The following is a 24,643-nucleotide window of genomic DNA, read 5'->3' as shown; positions in this document are numbered from 1 at the left end:
AGAAGTGTTGTCTCATCAATGACAAATAATGACAATATGTTGAAAGTGTCGCTAAGTACAATCGTGCTATATTCAACGTAATAACTTTATAAAAATCCAATATATTTAGTTAACCGGTTATAAATTGATAAATTTTAGACATGGAAACTGGTAACGAAAATTGATCTCTATCATCAAGATCAAACCATATCATATTATCCGGTAATGTTATGTTATCAACAGTATAAGGTACAGCATATACTTTTATATCCCAAGTTAAATGCGTAAACTGATGCTTTAATTGCATTAACGGTTCATCTAATGTAGTAATTGCTGTATTTAATAACTCAGATATTGCTTGATCTGCATTGTCAAATTCATGCATTGGAAATTGCCACATACCGTTTAGTAATTTTTGTTGACGTTTTTCTAACACATATTGTCCTGCTTTATTTCTAATTAAAAAAACTTTTTGTGTTATAGTTTTCTTTGTTGTATTTTTTGTTTTTACGGGTAATTCGGTCATGTTACCTATATGAAACGCTTCACAATGTTCTTGTACGGGACAAAACAAACACATTGGATTTTTCGGTGTACAAATTAAAGCACCTAATTCCATCATCGCTTGATTAAACGTACCAGCCTGTTGCTGTACAAAAGGTAATAACTCTTGTTCATAGGCTTTTCTAGTTGATTGTAATTTAATATCTCTGTGATCATTATTTAATCTAGACCATACTCTAAATACATTACCATCAACTGTCGCTAAAGGTTTATCAAATGCAATACTCATCACTGCTGCCTCTGTGTAAGGTCCTACACCTTTTAATTGTTTAAATAACTCCGGTTCATCAGGTACAATACCATGATATTTATCATCTACCTCTTTAATAGCTGTATGAAAATTTCGCGCTCTACTGTAATAACCTAAACCTTCCCAGTATTTTAATACTTCGTCTTCAGATGCTTTACTTAAAGCAGCAATGGTTGGGAATTTATCGATAAATCTATAGTAATAATCAATCACTGTCTTTACTTGCGTTTGTTGTAACATTACTTCACTTAACCAAATATAATATGGATTTGTCGTTTCTCTCCAAGGCATATCTCTTTGATTTTTATCGAACCATTGTACCAAATGCGTCTTAAAATTTTGCTGTTGATACATTTAAATACCTCTCTTTTTAAAAGTAATTAATTTTTAAGTCATAATGTTTCTAGTGTACACTATAATGGTAATTAATAAGTAAGTTAATTTTGTTATTTGCAAAATTCGATTATAATACTATATATAATATTATGAAATGAGGAACAGATATGGATACTGCAACACATATCGCAATGGGTATTGGATTAACTGCATTAGCAACACAAGACCCTGCTATGGCTGGTACATTTGGTGCTACTGCAACCACACTAATTATTGGCTCTTTAATACCTGATGGCGATACCGTACTTAAATTAAAAGATAATGCTACTTATATTTCTCACCATAGAGGTATCACTCATTCCATACCATTTACAATTCTTTGGCCGATTTTAATTACATTCTTAATCTTTACCTTTTTTAAGGGTGTTGAACCATTGCATATATGGATGTGGGCACAACTTGCTGTATTCTTACATGTTTTTGTAGATATCTTTAACTCCTATGGTACACAGGCGTTACGACCTATTACAAACAAGTGGATTCAACTTAGCGTTATCAATACTTTTGATCCAATTATTTTTATTATTTTATGCTTAGGCATCGTACTATGGATTATAGGTGTCCATCCATTTATCGTCTTCTTTCCTATCATCGCAATTTTAATTATTTATTACATTATTCGATTTAAAATGCGTTCAACTATTAAAAAGCAAGCACTTCAAACCATTCAACAAGAACATCATCCTATTAAAATTTTTGTTGCACCTACGATGAAGTTTATGGAATGGCGAGTGGCGATTCAAACGGACGAATATGATTATGTAGGACTTGCGCGTGGACGCAACGTTGTCTTTAGCGATAAAGTAAAAAGACAAGGTTTAACTACCGATTCTTTATTATGGAAAGTTAAAGGTAATAAAGATATTAGAACATTTCTTAACTTTTCATCAATTTATCGCTGGCAAACAACTGATTTAGGTGATGGAACAACCGAAATAAGATTAATTGACTTAAGATATTTAAAAAATAATCATTACTCATTTGTAGCTATTGCACATTTAACAACAGATAATATAATTGATCATTCTTATATTGGATGGGTGTTTACGGAAGACAAATTGCAACGTAAATTATATAGTCATTAATCATCTATTTTTAACACGATATATTTTAAAATAATATTATAATAACGAAAAAACACTGCCGTTTAGATTCATTTCACACGAATTCAACGGAAGTGTTTTTATTTTATTCCCAGTAATTAGGGGTCAGCTCAATACATTTACTTGTTTGTTGGCAGTTTTTATTAGGTTCTTTCCAAAATAGGACCGATACATAATGATTCATTTTTTTATTATCCGACCTTTAAAAAATTAAATTAGTAATTTGTGACATATATGAATATTTACACCTCATGATATTTAATATATAAATAACCTCTCAAAAGTTGAATGTTGATACCTTCACTTTTAAGAGGCTATAACTTTAACTAATCTACTCTACTGATTCAGTTACAGTACTTTCTTTTGTATGCTGTTTATAAATTGCATGTGTCGTATATCGAGCCAAGGCAAAGTTAATAACTAGTAACAGTACAATTATGAATATAAAGTAGAAATGATAAGGTATGTTCTCCATACTAGTGACACCGAACATGACCGATTGTGACATGCCATTTACTAAATAATAAAAAGGATTAAGCATTAAGATATGATTAAGTAACATCTGATTGGGGTTCGGCATAAGCACAATAGGTAATATCACGATGTTAATTAAGGAACATACATAGAAAATGACATCTACGTTTCTAAATATCAATTTAAGAAGACCTATTGTCACTGATAACGTATTAATAAATATTGCAGATAATACAATATAAAATAGTAAGGCAATGATTGATGTTTCGAAATTAATCGGCTTTAACACTGATGCAAACGTAGTAACAACTGTTAATGATACCATAGATAAAATGACGATCACGACAATTGGAATTGTTGCTGAGAGATTAAATGATTGCATCAACACAAAATCTTTAGCATAGTATTGATAGCCTTTGTATATTGCAAAAATAATACACAAATATACTATGAACGAAATGATTCTCAACATCCATCTTGCTTCTCTTACATCAGAAAGGTTCCCAAAATGAACGACGAGTTCAAATACTATTAAAAGTAATGCACATAGCGCTATTAAAGCAATAAACAATGGCCAAGTTGTTTTTAATCGCTTGATAGTAAACCTAACTGAATGAGGTAAATTTTTAAAATATGATATTATTTGATCTAGCATCTTCACACCTACAATTCAATATAAATCCATTTATTTTCTTTCATATTAGCAATACAATAGCCATTTCCAACTTTGGCAATCCAAATATTAGAATTAACATTAAATTTATCTTTAAACTTCGCTTTATCTACAATTGGATAAACAAATCCATATAATTGATTATTATCATTAAATAACATATCGATTGGTTGTTGCGTAATTGGTGCGACATAGCGATTGTCATCACTTGGTACCAACGTTTTAGTTACCGAACTATGTTGCTTATGAAGTTGGCTATTAAAATAATCTATGTAATTACTATAATTAGATTTCATAAATGGTGCTAATTTTTTCATACTATGAGATTGGTAAAGTCCTGCTGGATTAAAATAGTCTAGTTTATTTTTGTTAACAATAAACGTTTTATTATCTGAGCTGACTTTATAATTTTTACTATTTTCACCAGTAATTGTTACAACACTATACTTAGGAAGCGTAACACTTTTATCACCGTCTAATGTCACACTACCTTCAAAAGCAATACCATAGGCTAATTTATCTACGTAAGGATCTTTATTTTCATTTTCGATGGCATTTCGATTTGTGTTGTCAGCGAAAGATATAATCCCACTGCTGTTAAAAATCAAAGCAGCCATTAATAACATACCAAGTAATGAGGTTGTTACTATTGTCCAAAATCTAATAAGAAATTGCGGCGGCTTGGCATGATTATAACGTTCAATTCGTTTGAAATTATATGTCATTTCTGGAATTCTACTACGACTTTTCTTCCAATCTAAATCATAATTTTTTATTTCTTCTTCATCAGTTAAACTTTGTCTATCTCTTTCATGTTCTTTAAAAACAGGTAGTACTTGTTTTAAAGAACCTTCCATTCTTAATTGTCCATGTGAAAACCATGCAATATAATTACTTACCTGTTCGATCTTGTTAACATCATCATCTATAAATACTATCGTCTGATTATTATCAATATAATCATCAGCCAATTCAAGCGCTCTTTCCATAAATTGCTCTGATAAATAAGTCAAAATATGGTTTAAAATGATAATATTAGACTTAGAAGATCTAGCAATACTTAACACTAATTGTGCGTATTGTTCTTTTGTTAAATCACTCACTTTACGCTCTTTTATATCATGCAAATGTGCATAGTGAATAATCTGTTCAGCTTTATGGTCATTAATTTGATAATTAAATAGCTCTACAATTTGTGCAACATAGTTCTCAATTGTTTGATTAATTGCTTTATGATCTTCAATGTAACTATAAAAAATATCGTCTTTACAAACAACTTTACCTTTATCAGGATTAATGGCTCCTCCAAGGATTTGTCCAACTAATGTTTTAGATGATTCTGGCTCCCCAATAATCCCTAATACTTCCCCTTGATATATATGAAGAGACACATTATTTAATTCTATATCTTCAGCACCATAACCAAAAGGTAGATACCATTTATGATTTCGTTTATTTCTATAGTAATGCGTTACTTTGAGTAACTTTAATACAATTGAACTTGCCATCTAATTTCATCCTTCTATAATTGTAATAACGCGATTGGTAAACCTTCTTCAGGCTCATTACTATTAAATCTAAAGCCCCATGCAAATATGCCCTTTAATCTTTCAACTTTAAAATATTGATTACTACCATCGTTAAGCTTATAAATTTTACCTATTTCTATTTTATTACGATCAACTAAATAGCTTTCTGCTACTATTACTTTACTTTGATAGACATCATATTCATTCAATATGCCATTCATTTCTGCTTTTCTCATTTTTTCTTTGTATTGTTGAATTTCATGTCGTAGTTCTTGTTCAGACATTTCACTCAATTTCTTCTGTTCCATCGACGATACCACTTTCTTCTAATTTAGCTTTAATTTTATCATATTTATACCCTTTTCTCATAAGTGCTTCAATTGTTTTATGAATTAATTTTCGTTGATCATATTTTTTACGTAGTTTTGAATAAACTTTTTCTAAATCACGTTGTAACAAATCATCTAATACCGCTTCATCTTGTTCGAAATTCATTTCACTTAATACCTGTTGAATTGTCTCCATGTCAAAACCTTTTTGCATCAATGACTGCATCACTTTTTGCTTTACTTTAGTAACTGGCCCTTTTTTAGTCTTCATGATTTTATTGGCAATTGCAATAATATCTTCAAGTGGTTGCTGTTCTTTATATAATTCAGTATATTGATCGATGATAGAAGGCTCTACACCAACTTGAAATAATTTCTGACGATATATTTCTGGGCCTTTATCAGTAGTGCGAATCATAGTATTTTTTAAACTTTCTGCATAGTCAACATGATCAATTAATTTTTCTTGATAGCAATAATTGATTACTTCATCAATCGCTTGTTCTGATATTTCTGCTTTCGCCAAATATTGCCTAACTTCTTTAGCAGTTCTTTTTTTATATGATAAATACTGTATTGCTGTATTTAAGCCTTTACGATAATGATCATATTGTTGTATATGCTGCATATCAGATACTTCTAGTTGTTGCCCTTTTTTCAAATTAAACTTTACCAAAGTATCTATATCTATACCCATTTCAAATTGTCCATCTAGATACAAATTAAAACGCTCTTTATTCTTTTTCTGTACTTCTAATTTAGAAATTGTTGGCATCGTCATACCTCCTATGCGACTATTGTTATTTTAATAAAGCTAATTGATAACACCTTGCTAAATGACTCTTATAATCATTTTATTTTTAAAAAGTATAAGCTTTTCATGTGCAGATTAAAATATATTACCACAGTAATCAATAGTAAAATGTCACTTCGCTTGTAATTAGGGTTCTATAATAAATTGGATTCAACATTTATACATCAACCGAATTTGACAATGAGCCATAATTAACAATATATATAACGGTTCTCTATTTTTTAAGACTGATAAATAAAAAATGAATAATTTTAAAACGAAAATTAATTTGAAGCCGAGACTCCTGAGGTAGGGACCCAACACAAAGAAACTGTGAAACAGTTTCTACAAGAAATGCAGGTTGGGCAACAGTGCTAGTCGAAGACTACAGGCTGAGACAGCACCCTAGGAAGGGACCCAACACAGAAAAACTGGTTATCCAGTTTTTTCATGCAATGCAGGTTGGGCATTGGGGCCCCAGCAAAGAAAAATTCTGTTAACAGAATTTTTACTATAATGTGCAAGCTGGGGTGCGAGGCTTGAAAATTTAATTATGTGTCAGTCCGATTTGTTAGAGAACCTATATAAATATGATGCCACACATAACATTATAAATTAGAAATGTGTGGCATCATATGTTAATGATTTAATTGTGACATCGCTTCTTGATATTGAGCATTAGAAATATACGCTTGTTGTTTCATTTTTTCTAAATTCGTACTAATACGTTGTCTAAAATTATTAGACATATCATTAATATCATAAACACTCGGTGCATTAACTTTACTAGCTAAAATAGCACTTTGTAGTACTGTTAAATGTGGCATCATAGTGTTATTTTTGTTAACTGTAGCTCCAAAATAATGATTTGCTGCACTTTCAATCGTATATTGATTGTCACCGAAATATATATTATTTAAATAGAAGCTTAATATTTCATCTTTACTATACTGTTTCTCTACTCGATGTGCTACAAACAATTCTTTTACCTTTCGAGTAAATGAACGGCCATTATCATAATAATAATTTTTAACAACTTGTTGAGTGATTGTACTACCACCCTGAACATCATGATCGCTAATAGTGGAAAATAGTGCTCTTGTTGTTCCTTTAATATCGAAACCATGGTGCTTGTAAAATCTTTCATCCTCCATGGAAATAAATGCACCTTTAACATAATCAGGCATATTGTTTGCTGCTACAAAATCACTTTTATTCTCAATTTTCTTTAAGTCATCAACGTTATCACGTGACGCTAGAAAATACATGACACCAAAAAATATTGCAATGATAACTAAAATGAAGACAGTAATTTTTAATATGATTCTTTTACTTTTCTTTTTCTTTGGTGGTTTACCAACTGGTTGATAATAAGTATTATAGTGAGGTTCGCGTGTGTTATGCTCTAAATGTTTTGTAGAGCTTGCGTATCTATCGCTTCTTTTCATGCATTTGCTCCTTCTTCTTTAAACTCACTTGTATAATTTGAGTTTACCAGTAGTCACACAGATAGGCTATACTTTATTAAAAAAATCAGTCCTGGGGTGTACTTAAATTGTGTCCAATTATCATATATTCATCCGAAAGGGAGAGTGGTACAGAAAAAAATTAAAAATAAAAATTTTTTCGTAATCCCACCCCGGCAAGGCTGACTAGACTTGTAAAACGTTGATTTATCAATATTTTACAAACCAGACAGTTACTGCCAAATGTTTGAATTTAAGCGGAATTTTTTCCCAGGCTCTTGCTATCGATATCAAAATTCTTGTCATAACTAAAAATTTGACCGTATATTGAGCATAAACGCTAGCTTCATAGATTTTAGAAGAATGGTTAAAGAACCTATTATGGTAATCATTAACAACGCAACACTATTTGTACTATTTATTATTAAAAAAAGTAATTGCTAATCATTTTAATTAAATATTTTCACCCTGAATCATCATTTTAAAACCTTTTTTAAGAAGGTCTCAATAACAGCAACGCATCATCGCTAATGTTTATATAATTGATTGTTATTAACTTCAAGCAAAATTAAAAGGAAATTAAGCAATGGTTCATTGCCTAACTTCCTTGTTATAACTGACAATAGTGACATAACAATGCATCAATAATTAAACGCTTAATGCTTTGTTTTCGTTCTTTCAGATTTTATTCGTGTTATTTTTGATATGCTTTTTGTATATTATCTAACTGTTCAATTGTTAAATTAATTCCACCCTCGCCGAAAAACCATGTATTACTATCAAAAGGAGTTACATTATGTTGTTTAATCGCTTTTACATTTTTGATTACAGGGTTGTTTAATGCTTGAGGAATTTGTTTTTTATGTTGAGTTGAATTTTTTGTTCTATCAATAACAAATATTTTATCTGGGTTAAGTTTTTCAAGGTATTCATTTGAAATGATTGTACCAGATGAATTAGGTTTCATGTTTGAATCAGCATGTCTTATACCTAAATTTTTATTTAAAAAACCACCGAATCTACCACTATCTGCAAATACTTTAATACCTTTATCATCTACGTTTAAGAATAATACGCGCTCATCGTTGATCACTTTTTTTGTATCTTCAACTTTATTATTTAGTTTAGTGATTAATTTATCAGTTTGTTGCTCTTTGTTAAAAATTTTGCCAATATTTTTTGTGTTATGCTTTATAGATTGTAAATAATTATCATTATCCGGACTGACAAAGACAATTTTAGCTTTAGGTGCAGCCTTTTTCATTTCATCTAAAGTCTGTGTATGTGCTTGTCTAAAAGAGGCAAATATTAATTCTGGTTTTGTTTTAGCTAATTGATCGTAATCTGGTTTGCCAGGATTACCCAAATTAGTATATTTCTTATCCTTAAATTCATTTAAACTTTCAGGTAACAGAGATGATCCTTGACCTTTAGATACTGCAACGATTCTATTTTGTAATTTCAAAGATTTCATCACGTCTAAAGCACCGTAATCCATCACTGCAACTCGCTTAGGATTTACAGGAACTTTTGTCATTTCAGTTTTCACCTTTCCTTTATTATGATCTTTATTCTTTTCTTTGAATTCATAAGTTTGCTTTATAGTTACAGTTTTTTGTTTTTCATCCTTTTTGTCATTTGAATTAGTACTACAAGCTGACAACATTACAGTAAGACAAAGAATAACAAATAATACTTTTTTCAATATTTCCCTCTCCTTATCATATAATAGGCTTATTATAAATGATTATCATTATCAATTACAATAATGAATTTTACTCAATATAAGTGATTATCACTATTTTCCGCAAATTTTCTATGATAAGTAATGGTTACTTCGTTTAAGAGTTTAGACATCTATTTAACCGTTTTTTCCTTAGTTTTGTGACTCAAAGACCTCGACATCAAACTATTTTATATTCAGTATATTAATTTTCGAGTCATTAGTCAGTTTACAAATAGCGGCACAAATAATTACAGACACGAAAAAAGGGTTCTCTCCCAAATTGTACTGATACATAATTATTTTTTATTTATCAGTACTAATAAAAGAGAGAACCGAAAAAAAGACAACTTCTATTATAGTCAATAGAAATTGCCTTTGCGCTTAACCTAGATACTTAATATACTAGATTGTTTATATATTAATCTTGTAATTGTTTAACGATTTCTCTATTAAAATCATCTAAATCGTCAGGTGTACGGCTTGTCACAATGTTGTTATCAACTACAACTGATTCATCTACTACTTGTGCACCTGCGTTTGACAAATCTTTACGTACATTTAATACTGCAGTCAATGTACGTCCGTTTAAATCATCAGTATCAATTAAAATTTGTGGTCCATGGCATATAGCAAACGCTGGAACGTCATTTTTAGTAAAGTATTTTGCAAATGTACCATAACGTCCTTCAGCATCTCCACGTAGATGATCTGGAGAGAATCCACCAGGAATTAATAATGCATCGTAATGTTCAGGTTTAGCGTCAGCAATACTTACGTCTACATTTACTTTCTCACCATGTTTACCAACGACTTCACTGTTAGCTGTATCTCCGATGACTTCTGTTTCAAATCCTGCATTTTCTAATGCTTCTTTCGGACTCGTAAATTCTATATCTTCAAATTCATTTGCTAGAATTACTGCTACTTTTTTAGTCATTATAAAATCACCTTTCTTTAAATGATTGCTAATTATAATATAGACAACTTTAATCATTGTTAAACATAAATCAATAAAAAATAAAGTTGTTCTATTAAAACATGACATTTAATGACTAAATTCACAGCTTAAATTATTTAGATACTTGTTTCATTTTTTCTTCTAATTGATCTAACAATCCAATCCATTCATCTATATCTTCAACACGAACTTCATCAGGATTGACATGGTCAATATCCTCAATAAATTTATTTAAACGTGTTTTAATTTGGTCGATTGTTTGTTGTTCATCCATAAAAAAGTAAGCTCCTTTAATTTTATTTCTCATTATTATCCTAACAGAAATCATGTGTCAGCGATATACTATTATTTAGTATTTAATCTGTTTCTAATTATTGCGACAATTAAAAAATACCTTTTCATAATTTACAAAGTGAGAGATAATTTATATTTGATAATCATAATTATAATACTAAATTAACATCAATAAGTTAATAACACATATTTTCAATCATAGAAAGAAGGAAGTTTTAGACGATGAATAGCGTCAACATAAAGCAGCCAATTAGCATTTATAATGACCCATGGGAAGCATACAATGATATGCAACAATACGACAAATTAACTCTAAGTAATATCGAATTTACAACAACAAATTTATGTAATATGCGTTGTAGTCATTGTGCCGTAGGTTACACATTGCAAACGTCAGATCCCGAACCTTTAGATATGGATTTGATATATCGTCGACTAGATGAAATACCTCATTTGCGTACCATGTCAATTACAGGTGGAGAACCAATGTTTTCCAAAAAATCAATTAGAAACGTTGTTAAACCCTTATTAAAATATGCACATGAGCGTGGTATTTATATTCAAATGAATTCCAACTTAACTTTACCTCAAGACAGATATTTAGATATCGCTGAATACATCGATGTCATGCATATCTCTCATAACTGGGGAACAACTGACGAATTTGCTACTGTCGGATTTGGAGCTATGCAAAAGCAACCTCCACTAAAAGCAAAATTAAAACTATATGATCAAATGATAGAAAATGCGCGTACATTATCTGAACAAGGTATGTTTGTGTCAGCTGAAACAATGCTTAATCAAAGCACATTACCCTATCTACAAAAAATTCATCATGAAATCGTTCATGATATGAAATGTAGTCGTCATGAAATTCATCCTATGTATCCAGCTGACTTTGCTAGTCAACTCAATGTGCTATCGTTAGCTGAAATGAAAAAAGCAATTAATGATCTCTTAGATTTTAGAAATGAAGATATTTGGATGTTATTTGGTACATTGCCTGTCTTCCCTTGTTTAAACGATGACAATGATCAACAGTTGTTACGTCGCTTAAGAACAGCACGTAATGTAACGACTAGAAATGACCCTGATGGTCGCAGTCGCTTAAACGTAAATGTATTTACAGGTAATGTGATTGTAACGGATTTTGGTGATGAGACTGGTACTATTTCTAATATTAAACAAGATAAATTAACTGATGTCTTTGATAAATGGCTCAATAGTAATTTAGCTCAATCACTTAATTGTCACTGTTCACAATTTAATTGTCTTGGGCCAAATATATTAGTTAAAAATATGTATTATCCAAATATGGATTTTAAAGAAAATGAGCGTATGATGCACTCAAAACCACAAATTGTACAACAATAATGACACAATTTAGAAATAAACATGGGAGTGGGACAGAAATAATTATTTCAAAACAAATTATTTCGTAGATGCCCGTCTTGCACATTTAAAGCTACTTAGATTTTAATCTTTAGTAGCTTTTATGCAGTTGCACGATTAGTGTCAACTGTAATCCTTAAATTTTTCTATGACGGGTCCCTTGCCCAACTATGCCCGTCTTGCACATAAAAGAAAAAATTTTATTTTTAAAATTTCTCTATGACGGGTCCCTGCGTTGTCTGAAAAAACTGACTAACCAGTTTTTTTGTGTTGGGTCCCTTCCACCCCGGCAAAACTGACTAAGTTTGTAAAACGTTGATAAATCAACATTTTACAAATCAGACAGTTACTGCCAAATGCTTAATATTAAGTATAAATGCTTTATGTCCCAGGTTCTATTTATTTTTTATCAGTATCAATGATAAAATTAAAAAAGACAGATTGCCAGTATAGATATATTTTATACTGTCACAATCTGTCTATTTTTATTTTAACTAATCGTTAATATGTTGCACTTTAGATAAATATTCTATTGTTTGCTTACTTTCAATACGTCGTGCCTTTCTTCTTTCAACACGTTGTGGTGCTGTTTCAAAAAACCATTTTTCTACATCATCTTCAGGGTATACTCCTGGAACATGTTTGGGTCTATCATTATCGTCTAGAGCTACAAATGTTAGAAAACTTAGGGCTGCTAGCTCTTGTGTATTGTTAAACACATCATCAATACGAATTTGAACTACAACTTCCATTGAACTTGTACCTGCATAAGACACCATAGCAACATATTGTAAAATATCACCTGTCTTAATTGGCTTTAAAAAATCTACGGAATCCGTTGATGCTGTGACAACTTGCGCACCTGCATGTTTCATTGCAGTAATAGCTGCAATTTCATCGATATTTGCCATTAATGTACCACCAAACATAGTATGATGGTGATTCGTATCCTGTGGAAATACTTGTCTATTTTTATAACATTTTGAAGCAGACATAGACTTCATTGGTCTATCATTTTTACTCATATGTTAACTCCCTATTCCCTGTTAAACTCAATAATTTTATGCCCTTATTAAGCTATCTTATTTTTATCATTAAAAATCGGCCCAATTACCATCTTTAAAGACTAATTCTTCTCTACCATCTTCTAAAATACCATATATATTCAAGTCACTACTACCAATCATAAAATCAACGTGTACATTAGAATCATTCAGTCCACTTGCTAATTTTTCTTCAGTCGTCATTTCAGTTCCACCTTTAACATTGAAACCATATGCTGAACCAATTGCCAAATGACATGAGGCATTTTCATCAAATAATGTGTTATAAAAAATAGTATTTTTATTTGATATTGGTGAATCATATGGTACCAAAGCTACTTCACCTAAATACTTAGAACCTTCATCAGTATTAATTAAATCTTTCAATACTTCTTCACCTTGTTGTGCTTGTACACGAATAATTTCTCCATTTTCAAATGTTAATGTGAAACCATCAATAATGGTGCCATTATGGCTAAGTGGTAATTTATTAGTAACATAGCCATTTACTCTTAAACGATCTGGTGCTGTAAACACTTCTTCAGTTGGTATATTAGCAATGAATGATGGACCATTATGATTAACATAACTCGTCGCATCTTCCCATATATGATTCTCTGGTAATCCAACTACTAAATCAGTACCTTCTGACACGTAATGTAATGCTTTATAATTTTTTTGTTGTAACTTATTAGAATAGACACTTAGATTTTTAATATGTTGTTGCCAATTTTCAATTGGATCTTGCCCATCAACGCGCACAATTTCAAATACTTCATCAATAAATTTACTATATGCTTCTTCAACAGGTAAATCTGGATAAACACGATGTGCCCATGCTTTAGATGGAAATGCTGCTACCACCCACGGAAATGCATTTTTTTGAACACCTTCCATATATCCTTTATAAGCACTTGAATATTGTTGTTGTGCAGCTTGTAGTTTGTTACTATCAATACCTTCCATTAAATATGGATCTTCACTGATTAATGCTAAATTAGCTGCCCCTCTTGAAACGTAATCCATCCTCGCATCTACATCATATTGCTTCACATCATTGGTCATAAAATATGTTTCAGGTTCATTTTCATATTTCAATCGTTTTAAAGTAGGATCGCTATATTCAACACGTACATCCGATGCACCATTTTTGTATGCTTCTGCAACAATTAAATGTGTTAATTCTAATGTTTCAACAGATGATCTAATGAAAACAGGTTGTTCTGGTTGAACATTCAATCCAACTTTTACCAGTAATTCTGCATATTGTTGTAATTTATGTTGATAATTTGTCATAAAATAACCTCTCCTTAATCCTGACGTAATTGACCTAATGCATCTGCAATTGCAGTCACTTCACTTGGTGATAATCTGTCTCTTGATTGCACAAAATCGTATATTTCAGTTATTTCTTCTTCATTAGCATTTTTATATTTTTCAGGATCTAATAATCCTTGATTAACGATATTTAATTTTTGTCTAATTGCTAGAACTTTATCTTCATTTGTCATTGCCACAATGTTCACCTCTAAATTTAGTTATGTAATCAAAGTATCACAATTTAATAAACTTTGATAGAAATTTATATATTCTACTTTCTTATTGTTTAAAGACACTATAAAATGGGGATATAACTACAGAGTTTGGAGGAATGATGATGATAGATGTAGCTTTTGTTTGTCTTGGTAATATTTGTCGCTCACCAATGGCAGAAGCAATTATGCGACAACGATTACAAGATAGACAAATTAATGATATTAAAGTGCATTCTCGAGGAACAGGAAGTTGGAATCTTGGTGAGCCACCTCATAAAGGAACTCAACAAATTTTAGACCAACACCATATTCCATATAAAGGTATAATTAGTGAGTTATTCGAACCAACTGATGATTTTGATTATATTATTGCTATGGACCAAAGTAATGTCGATAATATCAAATCTATCAATCCTAATTTAAAGGGACAATTGTTCAAACTGTTAGAATTTAGTAATATGAAAGAAAGTGATGTGCCTGACCCATACTACACGAATAATTTTGAAGGTGTGTATGATATGGTATTATCATCTTGTGATAACTTAATTGATTACATCGTCAAAGATGCAAATTTGAAAGAGGGGTAAATTATTATGAAAAACAAATTAGTTCCTGGTATGTTAATTGGTGCCGTTATCGGCGGTGTGGCAACTTTAGCTGATAAATCTACACGTGATAGTTTAGTACAATCATTTAAAGATGCTAAAAATGGTAACCGTAGCCGTAAACCATCTAAAATAACTAACATTAAAGATGAAGTTTTATACTGGAAAGACGTTGTAGAAGAAATCCGTCGTAACAACCCAGAATTAGAACGTTCTCTTAAAGATGCTAAAGATACATTTGTTAACAGAAAAAACCAACGTTAACATTTATTTAGCAGTTTGATATTATCTATGACAATTTAAGCTATTTTATGCAAGTCGAATACTTTAAATCATATCTTCATTATATTTATGTTTTAAAATTGTTCACTTGTTGCTTGCTTAATACAGCATAGATAAAAAAGTTGGGGCTAACATGATTCATCATTGTTATAGCCTCTTTCTTTAGGTTTAGAAAATGTATCATTCACTTAAAATAATTATAATTAATACTTTTCAATCATTGATATATTTTAAAGACATATTATGTGATAAAAAATAGAAAGGTTAAGGACTTATTATGTCAAAAAAAGACTCTACATCTTCCAAATTTCTTAATTCTATTAAGAATAACCAAGATAATCATAATAGCCAAAAAAGTAGTTCATCTAAAATAAAAGTAGATCGTACGTATGTTGAACCTCAACAATTTCAATCTAAAGATACTAAAAAAGATGATCAAGTACTTTTCGTATCAAGATTAAACAAACCAGCAAAGTATAAAAAAGATTCAAACTTTTTGTCTTATCTAATTTACCGTATTGGTAAAGATGATGCATCAGGTCTTGCTGCTCAAATGACTTATCACTTTGTGTTAGCACTCTTCCCTATGCTTATCTTTCTTTTAACTTTGTTACCATTTTTCAATATTAAACAAAGTCAAATCACTGAGATGCTTAGCAATGCGCCCGCAGATACGTCTACGTTAATCAAAGGCGTTATTAATGATGTCACACAAAATTCCAGTGGCGGCCTATTATCAGTCGGTTTGATTTTAGCGATTTGGTCCGCTTCAAATGGTATGACAGCGATTATGAATTCCTTTAATGTCGCATATGATGTTGAAGATAGCCGCAATGGTATCGTCTTAAAACTATTGAGTGTTTTATTCACTATTGTTATGGGTGTCGTCTTTGTTGTCGCCCTAGCATTACCAACATTAGGTTCAGTTATTAGTCATTTCTTATTTGGCCCACTAGGACTTGATGATGAAGTAAGATGGATATTTAATTTAATTCGTATTGGTTTACCTATTATCATCATATTCATTGTATTTATTGTGCTATATTCAGTAGCACCTAATGTTAAAACTAAAATTAAATCCGTATTACCCGGTGCTATTTTCACATCAGTGATATGGTTAGTTGGTTCATTCGGATTTGGTTGGTACATTTCAAACTTTGGTAACTACTCTAAAACATACGGTAGTATTGCCGGAATCATTATCTTGTTACTTTGGTTATATATTACAAGCTTTATTATCATTGTTGGTGCTGAGATCAATGCTATTATTCATCAACGTAATGTCATTAAAGGGAAAACACCTGAAGAAGCTGCATTACAACACGATGATAATAATCAAAATCATTATAATGAAGATACTAAATATCAATATAATAATGATGCTAGTAATACGCATGACACAAAATATCATATTGATAAACATCCAGAAGAAGAATATCCGGAAGATGATAAAAACATAGCAAAAAAAATCGTAGATAAATTTAAAAAAGATTAATTTTAGCTAATGTCATTTTTTAAAATAATGATGAACACTAACTTAAACAAATTAAATTATATGTTATATCGTTAGCTACTAATGACAATGTAAGCTAGCGATATAACTTTTATTTCAACTTTAAAACTCCTTATAACGTCGTTACCTCTTAAGTGTCGACGTTATAAGGAGTTTATTATTTTAGATGCATGCATTACATACAAACTAATTATTGAATTAAATTGTGTTGGAAGGCATAGATAACAGCTTGTGTTCTATCTTGTACTTCCAATTTACTTAATATGTTACTTACATGCGTTTTAACTGTTTTTATGGTGATATGTGATGCACTAGCGATTTCCTGATTAGAATAACCTTTAGCAATGAGTAATAATATTTCCATTTCACGTTCGGTTAACATTTCATATAATTCAGCACGCTTTTTCATACGATTACGCATTTTCACTAATACTTCAGGTTCAAAAACAGATTCCCCATTATATGTTTTGCGTACAGCATCAGCAATATCTTTGGCACTTGTTGTTTTTAAAATATAACTATCAACACCAGCATCCAAAGCACGATAAACCTCATTATCTTCAATAAAACTTGTTAGCATTAATACTTTAATATGTGGCAAATCTTTTTTTATTTGCGTAGTAGCTTCGACGCCATCCATATCTTCCATTAATAAATCCATTAAAATTAAGTCCGGGTTTAAGTCATGTGCCTTTGAAATAGCATCCTTACCTGATTCACCCTCACCTACTACTTCTATATCACTTTGCGTTGATAAATAACTAGAAATACCGATACGAACCATTTCATGATCATCCACAAATAATACTTTAATCGTCATATGAATCCTCCTTATTAAGAGGTGCTTTTACCTCTATACGCGTTCCTGCATCCGGCATTGAAATAATATGGAATGTCGCACCAATTTCTAATGCTCTTTCTTCCATGTTCTTCAAGCCATAACTTTGTTTTACTTCATCGTTCATATCGAAGCCTTTACCGTTATCTTGAATTCTTAATAACAGATAATCTTCTTTATTAAATAATTCGACAGTCACTTTAGTACCATCGGAATGTCTAAGTGTATTAGAAATTGCTTCTTGTGTAATTCTAAATAGATGATCTTCAATTCCTTTTGGTACTTTGAACTCTTGAATTTCATGGACAACTTTCATTGGTACTTTCTTCTGTAAATCTACAACTAAGTCTTTAATACCTTCACCTAACGACTTATCTTTTAGGCCTAGAGGTCTCAAATGTAATAATAGTGCTCGCATTTCCAATTGCGAATCTTGCACCATTTTTTCTAAAATAGGAATTTGTTGATCTAAAGGTGGCTCTAAAGTTGTTTCCTTAATTGCAGAAAGCATCATACTCGCAGCGAATAATTGCTGACTGACCGAGTCATGTAATTCTCTAGCTAAGCGTTGTCGTTCATCTTCGATTATTTTTTTAACTTTGACATCATTAATATTATAATTCTCGTTAGTTAAATTTTGTGTCTTTAATCTTAATTTATGTAATTCTTGATTTAAAGGGACTAACGTATGATATAACTCAATTGTTTCACTATATAATTCAATATTTTGGTCATTAATACCAACTGTTTCACCTTCTATAGAGCGTTCAATTTGAGTCTTAATCCATTCATTTTGTTGATTAATCTTATAAGCTAAAATAGATCCTACAATAATACATAAGAAAATAATAATTAAATTTAAAAATAAAAATACTGGAATACCAAAAATTTGGGTATAAAACATCCCTTGAAAATAAATGATATTAACAAACACTTTATCAATAAAGAAAAATGCTGCTAACATACTATATACTAAAATCAACATAGAACCTATCGTTCTTATATAGTGATTCATCGATAAACCACCTCTACGTCTCCTATAAATGTTGATACGTAGATATTAATGGTATAATTATCAGTTTTTACTATTTCTTCAATGTGAATATTATCATTTTCAACTTTATAAGATTTGTCATTGACATATGCGCTACCGTAGAATGCTGCCATATGTAAATTAATATTGTAATTAATAGGTACTAACACTTGAACTTTACCTAAGATATGTCTCACGACAATTGTATTATTTTCTTTTATGTTTGCCGCCTTTGTTAAATCAATGTGTAAATCTCCAATACCGTGTTGTATTTGGACATCTTCCCATTTATAGACATAGACAGGTGTTTTCTGCTCACCAAACCACTTTTGTTTAATAAATGATGGAGACGACATTGTTTCTTCCGTCGCTACGACTTTCATCGGTTTAAATTTATAGATAAGGTAACGAATCATTAATAGTAATAGAAATAGGAACAAAATAATAATCGTGTATTTGTTCGATAATAAAGTGAATGCTATTAACAATGCACCAATCCAGAATGCTAATAAACCTCTAATTTTGTGGAAATATAAATAGCCTACATAAACTAGAACACATCCTAATAATAAAACAAGTAAAAATCCAATTTTCTCAAAGAAAATATAGTAGAAATTAGCAATAATCATTAATGCTGTAAAAATAATCAACATCTGTGTTGATATATATTTATGTGTCATGCTTCGCCGCCTTTCTATGCTACAGCGTTCATATAATTTATTAAGTAACACTCATTTTCTGTTGTTAATCTCTCTTGTGATTGTAATTTAATTTCTGCTTCAATACGAGCATAATATGTTTCTATACTATTAAGTTGTGCTTTAATGCGCTCAATTTCTAAATGATTAATTTCACTGACACAACTCACTTCATATTTATCTGCAATATCAATATATTTATTTTCTAATGTAAACATGAGACTGTCAATTAACTTACTAAGCTGTGCTTTCTTGTCTGTTAAATACTTGATATATCCTTCAAGATTTTTTAGTTTTTCGTCCAAGACCATGCGATAGTCAACAATGTTATTTTTAACTGTTGCTTTTAAGAAGTTATTAATATAATGTTCTACATAATTCATATTACTCACCTTTTCATAATAATTAATCATAGGTTCAATGTATATATTTTGTAACTATATGATTTAAATTAACTATGCAAGTATCATAGTCTCAAAACTAGACATTACTTTATACATTCGTCCTTCTATTCTTTATTATTATAAAATAATTCCGGAGCTATTATTAATAGGCTCCGGAACGATATAGCTTTCATACTTTGGTCTTAGTTGCAAAATGATATTAAATTAAAGGTGCTTTAGTCGTCAATTTTCGTTGTTAAAATTGGACCATCTTTCGTAACGATAACTGTATGTTCTATTTGAGCTACAAAACTTTTGTCTTGCGTCTCAAATGCCCATTCATTTTTACCTTCTGATACAAAGCTAGCATTTGAAGAAATAAATGGTTCAACAGCTAAGACAAGTCCTTCAGTTAGTAATGTTTTATCTTTAGGATCAAAATAATTCAACACATGTGCTGGTGCTTCATGCAATGATTGACCGACACCATGACCAGTTAAATTTTTAATCACTTTTAAATCATTTTGACGCGCTGTATTATGTACTGCTTTACCAATATTACTTAGTTTAGTACCTGGTTTTACTTTTGTCATAGCATTTTCAAAAGCCATTATTGCTACATCACAAACTTTTTGCTTAAGTGGATTGTCAGCTTCACCAACAACAAATGAAATACCTGTATCTGCATAATAACCATTTTTTAAAGCTGAAACATCAATATTTACTAAATCTCCTTCACGAATAACTCGTTTACTAGGAATACCATGGGCAACTTCTTCATTTACACTGATACATGTTTGACCAGGAAAATTTTCATCATGAATCGGTGCTGATAAAGCGCCATGTTGTTCAAATAATTCTTTAGCAATGTTATCTAATTCTTTCGTTGTTACACCTGGTTTAGTTGCTTTTTGCATTGTGTCACGTACAACCGCACAAATGTAGCCAATTTCTTTTAACGCTTGTAATTCTTCATCTGTTTTTACAATCATGTTATCCCGTTCCTTTTTATAATATTATAACTTATTATAGCAAATATTCTTTGATATACTAAAGATGTAACTACATTATTTTATAAATTCTGTTGTTTAGTATTGGTAGAAGAACATAAATTTCATACTTAATAACATATGATATTTTAATTTTCAAATGGCAAAGAGGGTTAAACATGAACGAACATTGGTATAAACATTTTATTGGTGCACGTACAATCAAGACAGGTATTGCTATCTTTTTTACTACTTTATTTTGTATGGCTTTAAATCTAACACCTATTTATGCCATCTTAACAGCAATTGTAACGATTGAACCTACTGCTAAAGCATCTTTAATAAAAGGGTATAGACGCTTGCCAGCAACAGTTATGGGTGCAGGATTTGCAGTGATCTTCACTTACATATTTGGTGACCAATCACCGTTTACATACGCTTTAAGTGCTACATTTACGATTATATTCTGTACTAAATTAAATTTACAAGTAGGTACAAATGTCGCTGTACTAACATCCGTAGCTATGATCCCGGGTATCAATGATGCTTATATGTTTAATTTTTTATCTAGAACATTAACAGCGATTATTGGTTTAGTTACTTCAGGGTTAATTAACTTTATTATTTTCCCGCCCAAATACTACAATCAAGTTGAAACAAGATTATCTAGCACAGAACAGTTGATGTATAAATTATATTACAATCGTTGTCAGGAGCTTATTTTGGGACATATTCAATCTGATAAAAGTAATAAAGCTTTTAAGAAATTGTTTAACTTAAATACCGAAGTTGAAACACTTATTAGTTATCAACGTGATGAACTTAGTTATCATAAAAAGAAAGCGTGTGATTGGCAATTGCTCAATCAAATGACAAAACGCGCTTACACAAACCGTTTATTTATTACTCATTTATCAAATATCATATACTTACCGAGAAACACTAAAATAACATTTACAACTGCTGAGCGTGTTGCTATCTTAACAATCAGTCAAAATATTAAAATGATAGTTAATGAAGGAACTTTCCATCGTGAATCTGAAGCTGTCAACACGTTGAAATATAGTATTAAAACACTTGATATTAAAGGTCAAAATCAAATAAAGAGTCATCTTATCTACGAATTTCTAATGATGTACCGTTTACTCGATAATAGATATGCGTAAACGATTGTTTAGTTCTAAAAGCCTGGGACATAAAGCATTTATACTTAATATTAAGCATTTGGCAGTAACTGTCTGATTTGTAAAATGTTGATTTATCAACGTTTTACAAACCTAGTCAGTTTTGCCGGGGTGGGACTACAAAATAATTTATTTAGAAAAAATTATTTCTGTCCCACTCCCTACCATAGTTATAAAAAACAATTCTCTCTCAAATTGGACTGATTCATAATTATTTTAAATTATTCATTTTTTGTTTATCAGTCCCAAAATTTAGAGAACCTAAAAAACACGACCATCTCTAATATCAGAAAATAGAAATGGTCGTGTTTATATATTAATAATGATTATTTATTTTTGTTAGCTCGATCAATTAATACTTGCTTCGCTTGTTGCTCCGCTTCATTATCAATCTCTTTAGGTTCAAATGGAATCCCTTTACGTTCACATGCTTTTTGTAATAAATAGTCTGTTATTTCATAGTTTTTAGGTAATATTGGTCCATGCAAATAAGTGCCAAGTAAGTTTTTATAATGGATACCTTCTTTTTTATCATCATCGTTATTACCATAACCATATGTCACTTGGCCTAACGTACCAAAATTATGATATGTTCTACCTCCATGATTTTCAAAGCCAACAATTGTACCAAATGTATCACTTTCTATAACAATGTCCCCTGTTAACCTTTCAGTTTGAGATTGTGTATAGAAATCTAAAATACCTAACCCTTCAAGTTCAGTGCCATCTGGTGTAATATATTTATTTCCTAAAAATTGGTAACCACCACAAATGGTTAATCCTGGCATGCCATCTTCTATTGCTTCTTTTAACGGTGTTTTAATTTTTTCTAATTCTTTAGTAGCAAGTGCTTGTTCTCTATCACTACCACCACCAATAAAGAAAATATCACAATCATCGAAAGTTACGCCTTCTGTTTCATTAATTTCAACAACGTTAACTTTGATATTTCGTTTCTTGGCTCTTTGTTTTAAAGCGATAATATTGCCAATATCACTATATAAATTTAATTTATCAGACATAAAATGATATATAGTCAATTCATTCATTTATGATTGACCTCCTTCAAATGAGCGATTAAGTTGTTCTAACATTGGTGCTAATGACGTATAGTTAGGTATTGCCACAGTAAAACCTGTGTAATCCATTGTTTTCGCTGTTGCTTTATAGATATCACGTTCAACTATAATTGGTACATCTACTTCAGCAAGTTTTAAGCGCAATTGTAATTCTTCAGCTCTATTACCTGTAACAATGATTGTTTCTATATCTTGATTAGCTAACTTTTCAAAATCTGCATCATAAATCCATGACGTGTCTCGTCCATCTGCAGCATTATCATTCAGTGAAATAACATATACTTTACGACCTTGTAATTGCTCACCTACAGATAAACTGGCATTCATACCAGCTGGATTTTTCGCTAAATTAATCATTGCTTCTTTTTGATCTTTTTTAAAATATTGCATACGTCCATTATCAGACGTATATGTTTCAAAACCATTTTTAATTGATTGATAATTTAATCCTAATTCTTTTAAAACAGTATATGCTGCAAGTGCATTATAGGCGTTAAAATCACCAGCAATCTTCATATCATATCGTTCATCATTGATAGTTAACTGTAAAAATGGTGCTACATCAAAAGTTGAAACTTCATATGTTGGTTGTTCACGTTTAAAACCACATTGACAATGATAATGACCTATTTGATTGTAATGAATATAATCATACTGTAATAAGCGTCCACAATTTGGGCAATACCTACTTTCATTCATTGTACTTTGTTCAAATTCATGTGCATGAGCTTTCATACCATAATATACAATGTCATCACTCGCAATTTTTAAACGACTAACAAAAGGATCATCAGCATTAAGTAATAACTTAATACCTTTATTACTAATTGTATCGGCAATATTATTAACCATAATATCAATTTCACCAAAGCGATCCATTTGGTCTCTAAAGAAATTAGTGAATACCATCATAGATGGTGTCACTTCTTTTAATACTCTTGGTATTGATCCTTCATCAATTTCAATAATCGCAATGTTAGTCTTCGGAGTTGTTTGCATAATAAAAGCAGATGTGATGCCCGCTGCCATATTTGCACCCTCATTATTATGAATAATATTAATATTATTTTCTTTGAGTGTATGTCCAATTAAGTTTGATGTTGTCGTTTTACCATTAGTACCACTAATAAATACAATATCATCTACTTGTTCAGCTAATTTTCTTAAAATATTAGTATCCACTTTTCTAGCAATTTGGCCAGGTAAATCTGTACCTTTTTTGCCTACTGCTCTACTCGCTTTACGAGCAAGCTTAGCCAGATGGATTGCAGTCCACTGTCTCATGTGTTTCCTCCTCAAATTTGCATTCGTATAATTATAACATGACTTTGCAACTTCAAAAAAGTTTCATTACTTCTAAAATAATCATATCCTTATTAAATTATAACAATTCTCAATTAGATAATTAAAAATGATATTTATTCTCAATTATATTAAAATTTTGGACTTTAGATTAAAATTATTATTATTTACATTTTGAAAATTCTTTGTTACACTTACTTTAATATCAAAATAATAATCTATAAATACGAGGT

25 protein-coding genes are annotated in these 24,643 nt (G+C 30.6%); 6 read left to right on the top strand and 19 right to left on the bottom strand.

The features are described from left to right. Nucleotides 1-109: 109 nt before the first annotated feature. Nucleotides 110-1,147, bottom strand: coding sequence for an A/G-specific adenine glycosylase (gene mutY, locus CD113_RS07815; RefSeq protein WP_002464189.1), 1,038 nt, complete (start codon nucleotides 1,145-1,147; stop codon nucleotides 110-112). A gap of 149 nt (nucleotides 1,148-1,296) precedes the next feature. Here mutY and CD113_RS07810 point away from each other — a divergent pair, with 149 nt between their 5' ends. Further along, complete coding sequence (locus CD113_RS07810; protein WP_002464188.1) at nucleotides 1,297-2,274, top strand: metal-dependent hydrolase; 978 nt, start codon at nucleotides 1,297-1,299, stop codon at nucleotides 2,272-2,274. Nucleotides 2,275-2,623: 349 nt separating this feature from the next. On the opposite strand, the gene CD113_RS07805 is transcribed toward CD113_RS07810, so the two are convergent. The 8 genes from CD113_RS07805 to CD113_RS07770 all read right to left on the bottom strand — a co-directional run bounded on the left by CD113_RS07805 (nucleotide 2,624) and on the right by CD113_RS07770 (nucleotide 10,514). Continuing rightward, nucleotides 2,624-3,421, bottom strand: coding sequence for a hypothetical protein (locus CD113_RS07805; protein ID WP_002464186.1), 798 nt, complete (start codon nucleotides 3,419-3,421; stop codon nucleotides 2,624-2,626). An 8-nt stretch (nucleotides 3,422-3,429) separates the two neighbouring features. After that, the gene (locus CD113_RS07800; RefSeq protein ID WP_002464184.1) at nucleotides 3,430-4,947 is read right to left on the bottom strand and encodes an ATP-binding cassette domain-containing protein; all 1,518 of its coding nucleotides are present in this window, start codon (nucleotides 4,945-4,947) and stop codon (nucleotides 3,430-3,432) included. Nucleotides 4,948-4,961: 14 nt separating this feature from the next. Then, entirely contained in the window at nucleotides 4,962-5,276 is a 315-nt protein-coding gene (locus tag CD113_RS07795) for a YfhH family protein (protein WP_002464182.1), read from the bottom strand. Then, nucleotides 5,254-6,072: a recombination regulator RecX gene (recX, locus tag CD113_RS07790; protein ID WP_002464181.1), complete on the bottom strand. Its 819-nt coding sequence runs from the start codon at nucleotides 6,070-6,072 to the stop codon at nucleotides 5,254-5,256. The genes CD113_RS07795 and recX overlap by 23 nt, the downstream gene beginning before the upstream one ends. 656 nt (nucleotides 6,073-6,728) lie before the next feature. Then, a complete protein-coding gene (sgtB, locus tag CD113_RS07785; protein WP_002463259.1) occupies nucleotides 6,729-7,538 on the bottom strand; it encodes a monofunctional peptidoglycan glycosyltransferase SgtB in 810 nt (269 codons plus the stop codon). Nucleotides 7,539-8,250: 712 nt separating this feature from the next. Next, on the bottom strand, nucleotides 8,251-9,261 hold the full coding sequence (locus CD113_RS07780; protein ID WP_002463261.1) for a siderophore ABC transporter substrate-binding protein: 1,011 nt from the start codon (nucleotides 9,259-9,261) through the stop codon (nucleotides 8,251-8,253). A 439-nt stretch (nucleotides 9,262-9,700) separates the two neighbouring features. Then, nucleotides 9,701-10,219, bottom strand: a complete 519-nt coding sequence (locus CD113_RS07775) for a type 1 glutamine amidotransferase domain-containing protein (protein ID WP_002463263.1) — start codon at nucleotides 10,217-10,219, stop codon at nucleotides 9,701-9,703. Between the two features lie 133 nt (nucleotides 10,220-10,352). Further along, the gene (locus tag CD113_RS07770; RefSeq protein WP_002463265.1) at nucleotides 10,353-10,514 is read right to left on the bottom strand and encodes an SE1561 family protein; all 162 of its coding nucleotides are present in this window, start codon (nucleotides 10,512-10,514) and stop codon (nucleotides 10,353-10,355) included. Nucleotides 10,515-10,756: 242 nt separating this feature from the next. Between CD113_RS07770 and yfkAB the strand changes: the two genes are divergently transcribed. Beyond that, nucleotides 10,757-11,908: a radical SAM/CxCxxxxC motif protein YfkAB gene (yfkAB, locus tag CD113_RS07765; RefSeq protein ID WP_002463267.1), complete on the top strand. Its 1,152-nt coding sequence runs from the start codon at nucleotides 10,757-10,759 to the stop codon at nucleotides 11,906-11,908. 512 nt (nucleotides 11,909-12,420) lie between these two features. Here yfkAB and CD113_RS07760 read toward each other — a convergent pair. The 3 genes from CD113_RS07760 to CD113_RS07750 all read right to left on the bottom strand — a co-directional run bounded on the left by CD113_RS07760 (nucleotide 12,421) and on the right by CD113_RS07750 (nucleotide 14,480). Then, nucleotides 12,421-12,951 carry an acyl-CoA thioesterase gene (locus CD113_RS07760; RefSeq protein ID WP_002464453.1) on the bottom strand — a complete coding sequence of 177 codons (531 nt, stop codon included), beginning with the start codon at nucleotides 12,949-12,951 and terminating at the stop codon, nucleotides 12,421-12,423. A 69-nt stretch (nucleotides 12,952-13,020) separates the two neighbouring features. Next, nucleotides 13,021-14,265, bottom strand: a complete 1,245-nt coding sequence (locus CD113_RS07755; RefSeq protein ID WP_002464452.1) for an aminopeptidase — start codon at nucleotides 14,263-14,265, stop codon at nucleotides 13,021-13,023. Nucleotides 14,266-14,279: 14 nt separating this feature from the next. Beyond that, nucleotides 14,280-14,480 (bottom strand): DUF1128 family protein, encoded by a 201-nt coding sequence (locus tag CD113_RS07750; protein WP_088177495.1) that lies wholly within the window; start codon nucleotides 14,478-14,480, stop codon nucleotides 14,280-14,282. 146 nt (nucleotides 14,481-14,626) lie between these two features. Between CD113_RS07750 and CD113_RS07745 the strand changes: the two genes are divergently transcribed. From CD113_RS07745 to CD113_RS07735, 3 genes are all read left to right on the top strand, one after another. Continuing rightward, nucleotides 14,627-15,091: a low molecular weight protein-tyrosine-phosphatase gene (locus tag CD113_RS07745; RefSeq protein ID WP_002464450.1), complete on the top strand. Its 465-nt coding sequence runs from the start codon at nucleotides 14,627-14,629 to the stop codon at nucleotides 15,089-15,091. 6 nt (nucleotides 15,092-15,097) lie between these two features. Further along, nucleotides 15,098-15,373 carry a hypothetical protein gene (locus CD113_RS07740; protein WP_002464449.1) on the top strand — a complete coding sequence of 92 codons (276 nt, stop codon included), beginning with the start codon at nucleotides 15,098-15,100 and terminating at the stop codon, nucleotides 15,371-15,373. A 295-nt stretch (nucleotides 15,374-15,668) separates the two neighbouring features. Further along, a complete protein-coding gene (locus tag CD113_RS07735) occupies nucleotides 15,669-16,886 on the top strand; it encodes a YihY/virulence factor BrkB family protein (RefSeq protein WP_002464448.1) in 1,218 nt (405 codons plus the stop codon). Between the two features lie 208 nt (nucleotides 16,887-17,094). Here the strand turns inward: CD113_RS07735 and vraR are convergent, their stop codons facing one another. The 5 genes from vraR to map all read right to left on the bottom strand — a co-directional run bounded on the left by vraR (nucleotide 17,095) and on the right by map (nucleotide 20,848). After that, entirely contained in the window at nucleotides 17,095-17,724 is a 630-nt protein-coding gene (vraR, locus tag CD113_RS07730; RefSeq protein ID WP_002464447.1) for a response regulator transcription factor VraR, read from the bottom strand. Then, complete coding sequence (gene vraS, locus CD113_RS07725; RefSeq protein WP_002464446.1) at nucleotides 17,714-18,757, bottom strand: sensor histidine kinase VraS; 1,044 nt, start codon at nucleotides 18,755-18,757, stop codon at nucleotides 17,714-17,716. Before vraS ends, vraR begins: the two co-directional genes overlap by 11 nt. Beyond that, nucleotides 18,754-19,455: a cell wall-active antibiotics response protein VraT gene (vraT, locus tag CD113_RS07720; RefSeq protein ID WP_002464445.1), complete on the bottom strand. Its 702-nt coding sequence runs from the start codon at nucleotides 19,453-19,455 to the stop codon at nucleotides 18,754-18,756. The genes vraS and vraT overlap by 4 nt, the downstream gene beginning before the upstream one ends. Before the next feature lie 14 nt (nucleotides 19,456-19,469). Continuing rightward, complete coding sequence (locus CD113_RS07715) at nucleotides 19,470-19,856, bottom strand: hypothetical protein (protein WP_002464444.1); 387 nt, start codon at nucleotides 19,854-19,856, stop codon at nucleotides 19,470-19,472. A gap of 236 nt (nucleotides 19,857-20,092) precedes the next feature. Continuing rightward, nucleotides 20,093-20,848: a type I methionyl aminopeptidase gene (gene map, locus CD113_RS07710; RefSeq protein ID WP_002464443.1), complete on the bottom strand. Its 756-nt coding sequence runs from the start codon at nucleotides 20,846-20,848 to the stop codon at nucleotides 20,093-20,095. 176 nt (nucleotides 20,849-21,024) lie between these two features. Between map and CD113_RS07705 the strand changes: the two genes are divergently transcribed. Next, nucleotides 21,025-22,011: an FUSC family protein gene (locus CD113_RS07705; RefSeq protein ID WP_002464442.1), complete on the top strand. Its 987-nt coding sequence runs from the start codon at nucleotides 21,025-21,027 to the stop codon at nucleotides 22,009-22,011. Between the two features lie 344 nt (nucleotides 22,012-22,355). On the opposite strand, the gene gatD is transcribed toward CD113_RS07705, so the two are convergent. Both gatD and murT read right to left on the bottom strand, forming a co-directional pair. Further along, entirely contained in the window at nucleotides 22,356-23,078 is a 723-nt protein-coding gene (gatD, locus tag CD113_RS07700; RefSeq protein ID WP_002464101.1) for a lipid II isoglutaminyl synthase subunit GatD, read from the bottom strand. Next, nucleotides 23,079-24,392: a lipid II isoglutaminyl synthase subunit MurT gene (gene murT / locus CD113_RS07695; RefSeq protein WP_095092773.1), complete on the bottom strand. Its 1,314-nt coding sequence runs from the start codon at nucleotides 24,390-24,392 to the stop codon at nucleotides 23,079-23,081. It abuts the gene before it with no gap. Nucleotides 24,393-24,643 lie beyond the last annotated feature (251 nt).

The sequence above is a fragment of the Staphylococcus simiae genome, from assembly GCF_002902085.1.
GTDB lineage: Bacteria > Bacillota > Bacilli > Staphylococcales > Staphylococcaceae > Staphylococcus > Staphylococcus simiae.
The sequence above is the reverse complement of the archived record's forward strand: the minus strand, read 5'-3'. Positions and strand labels throughout refer to the sequence as shown.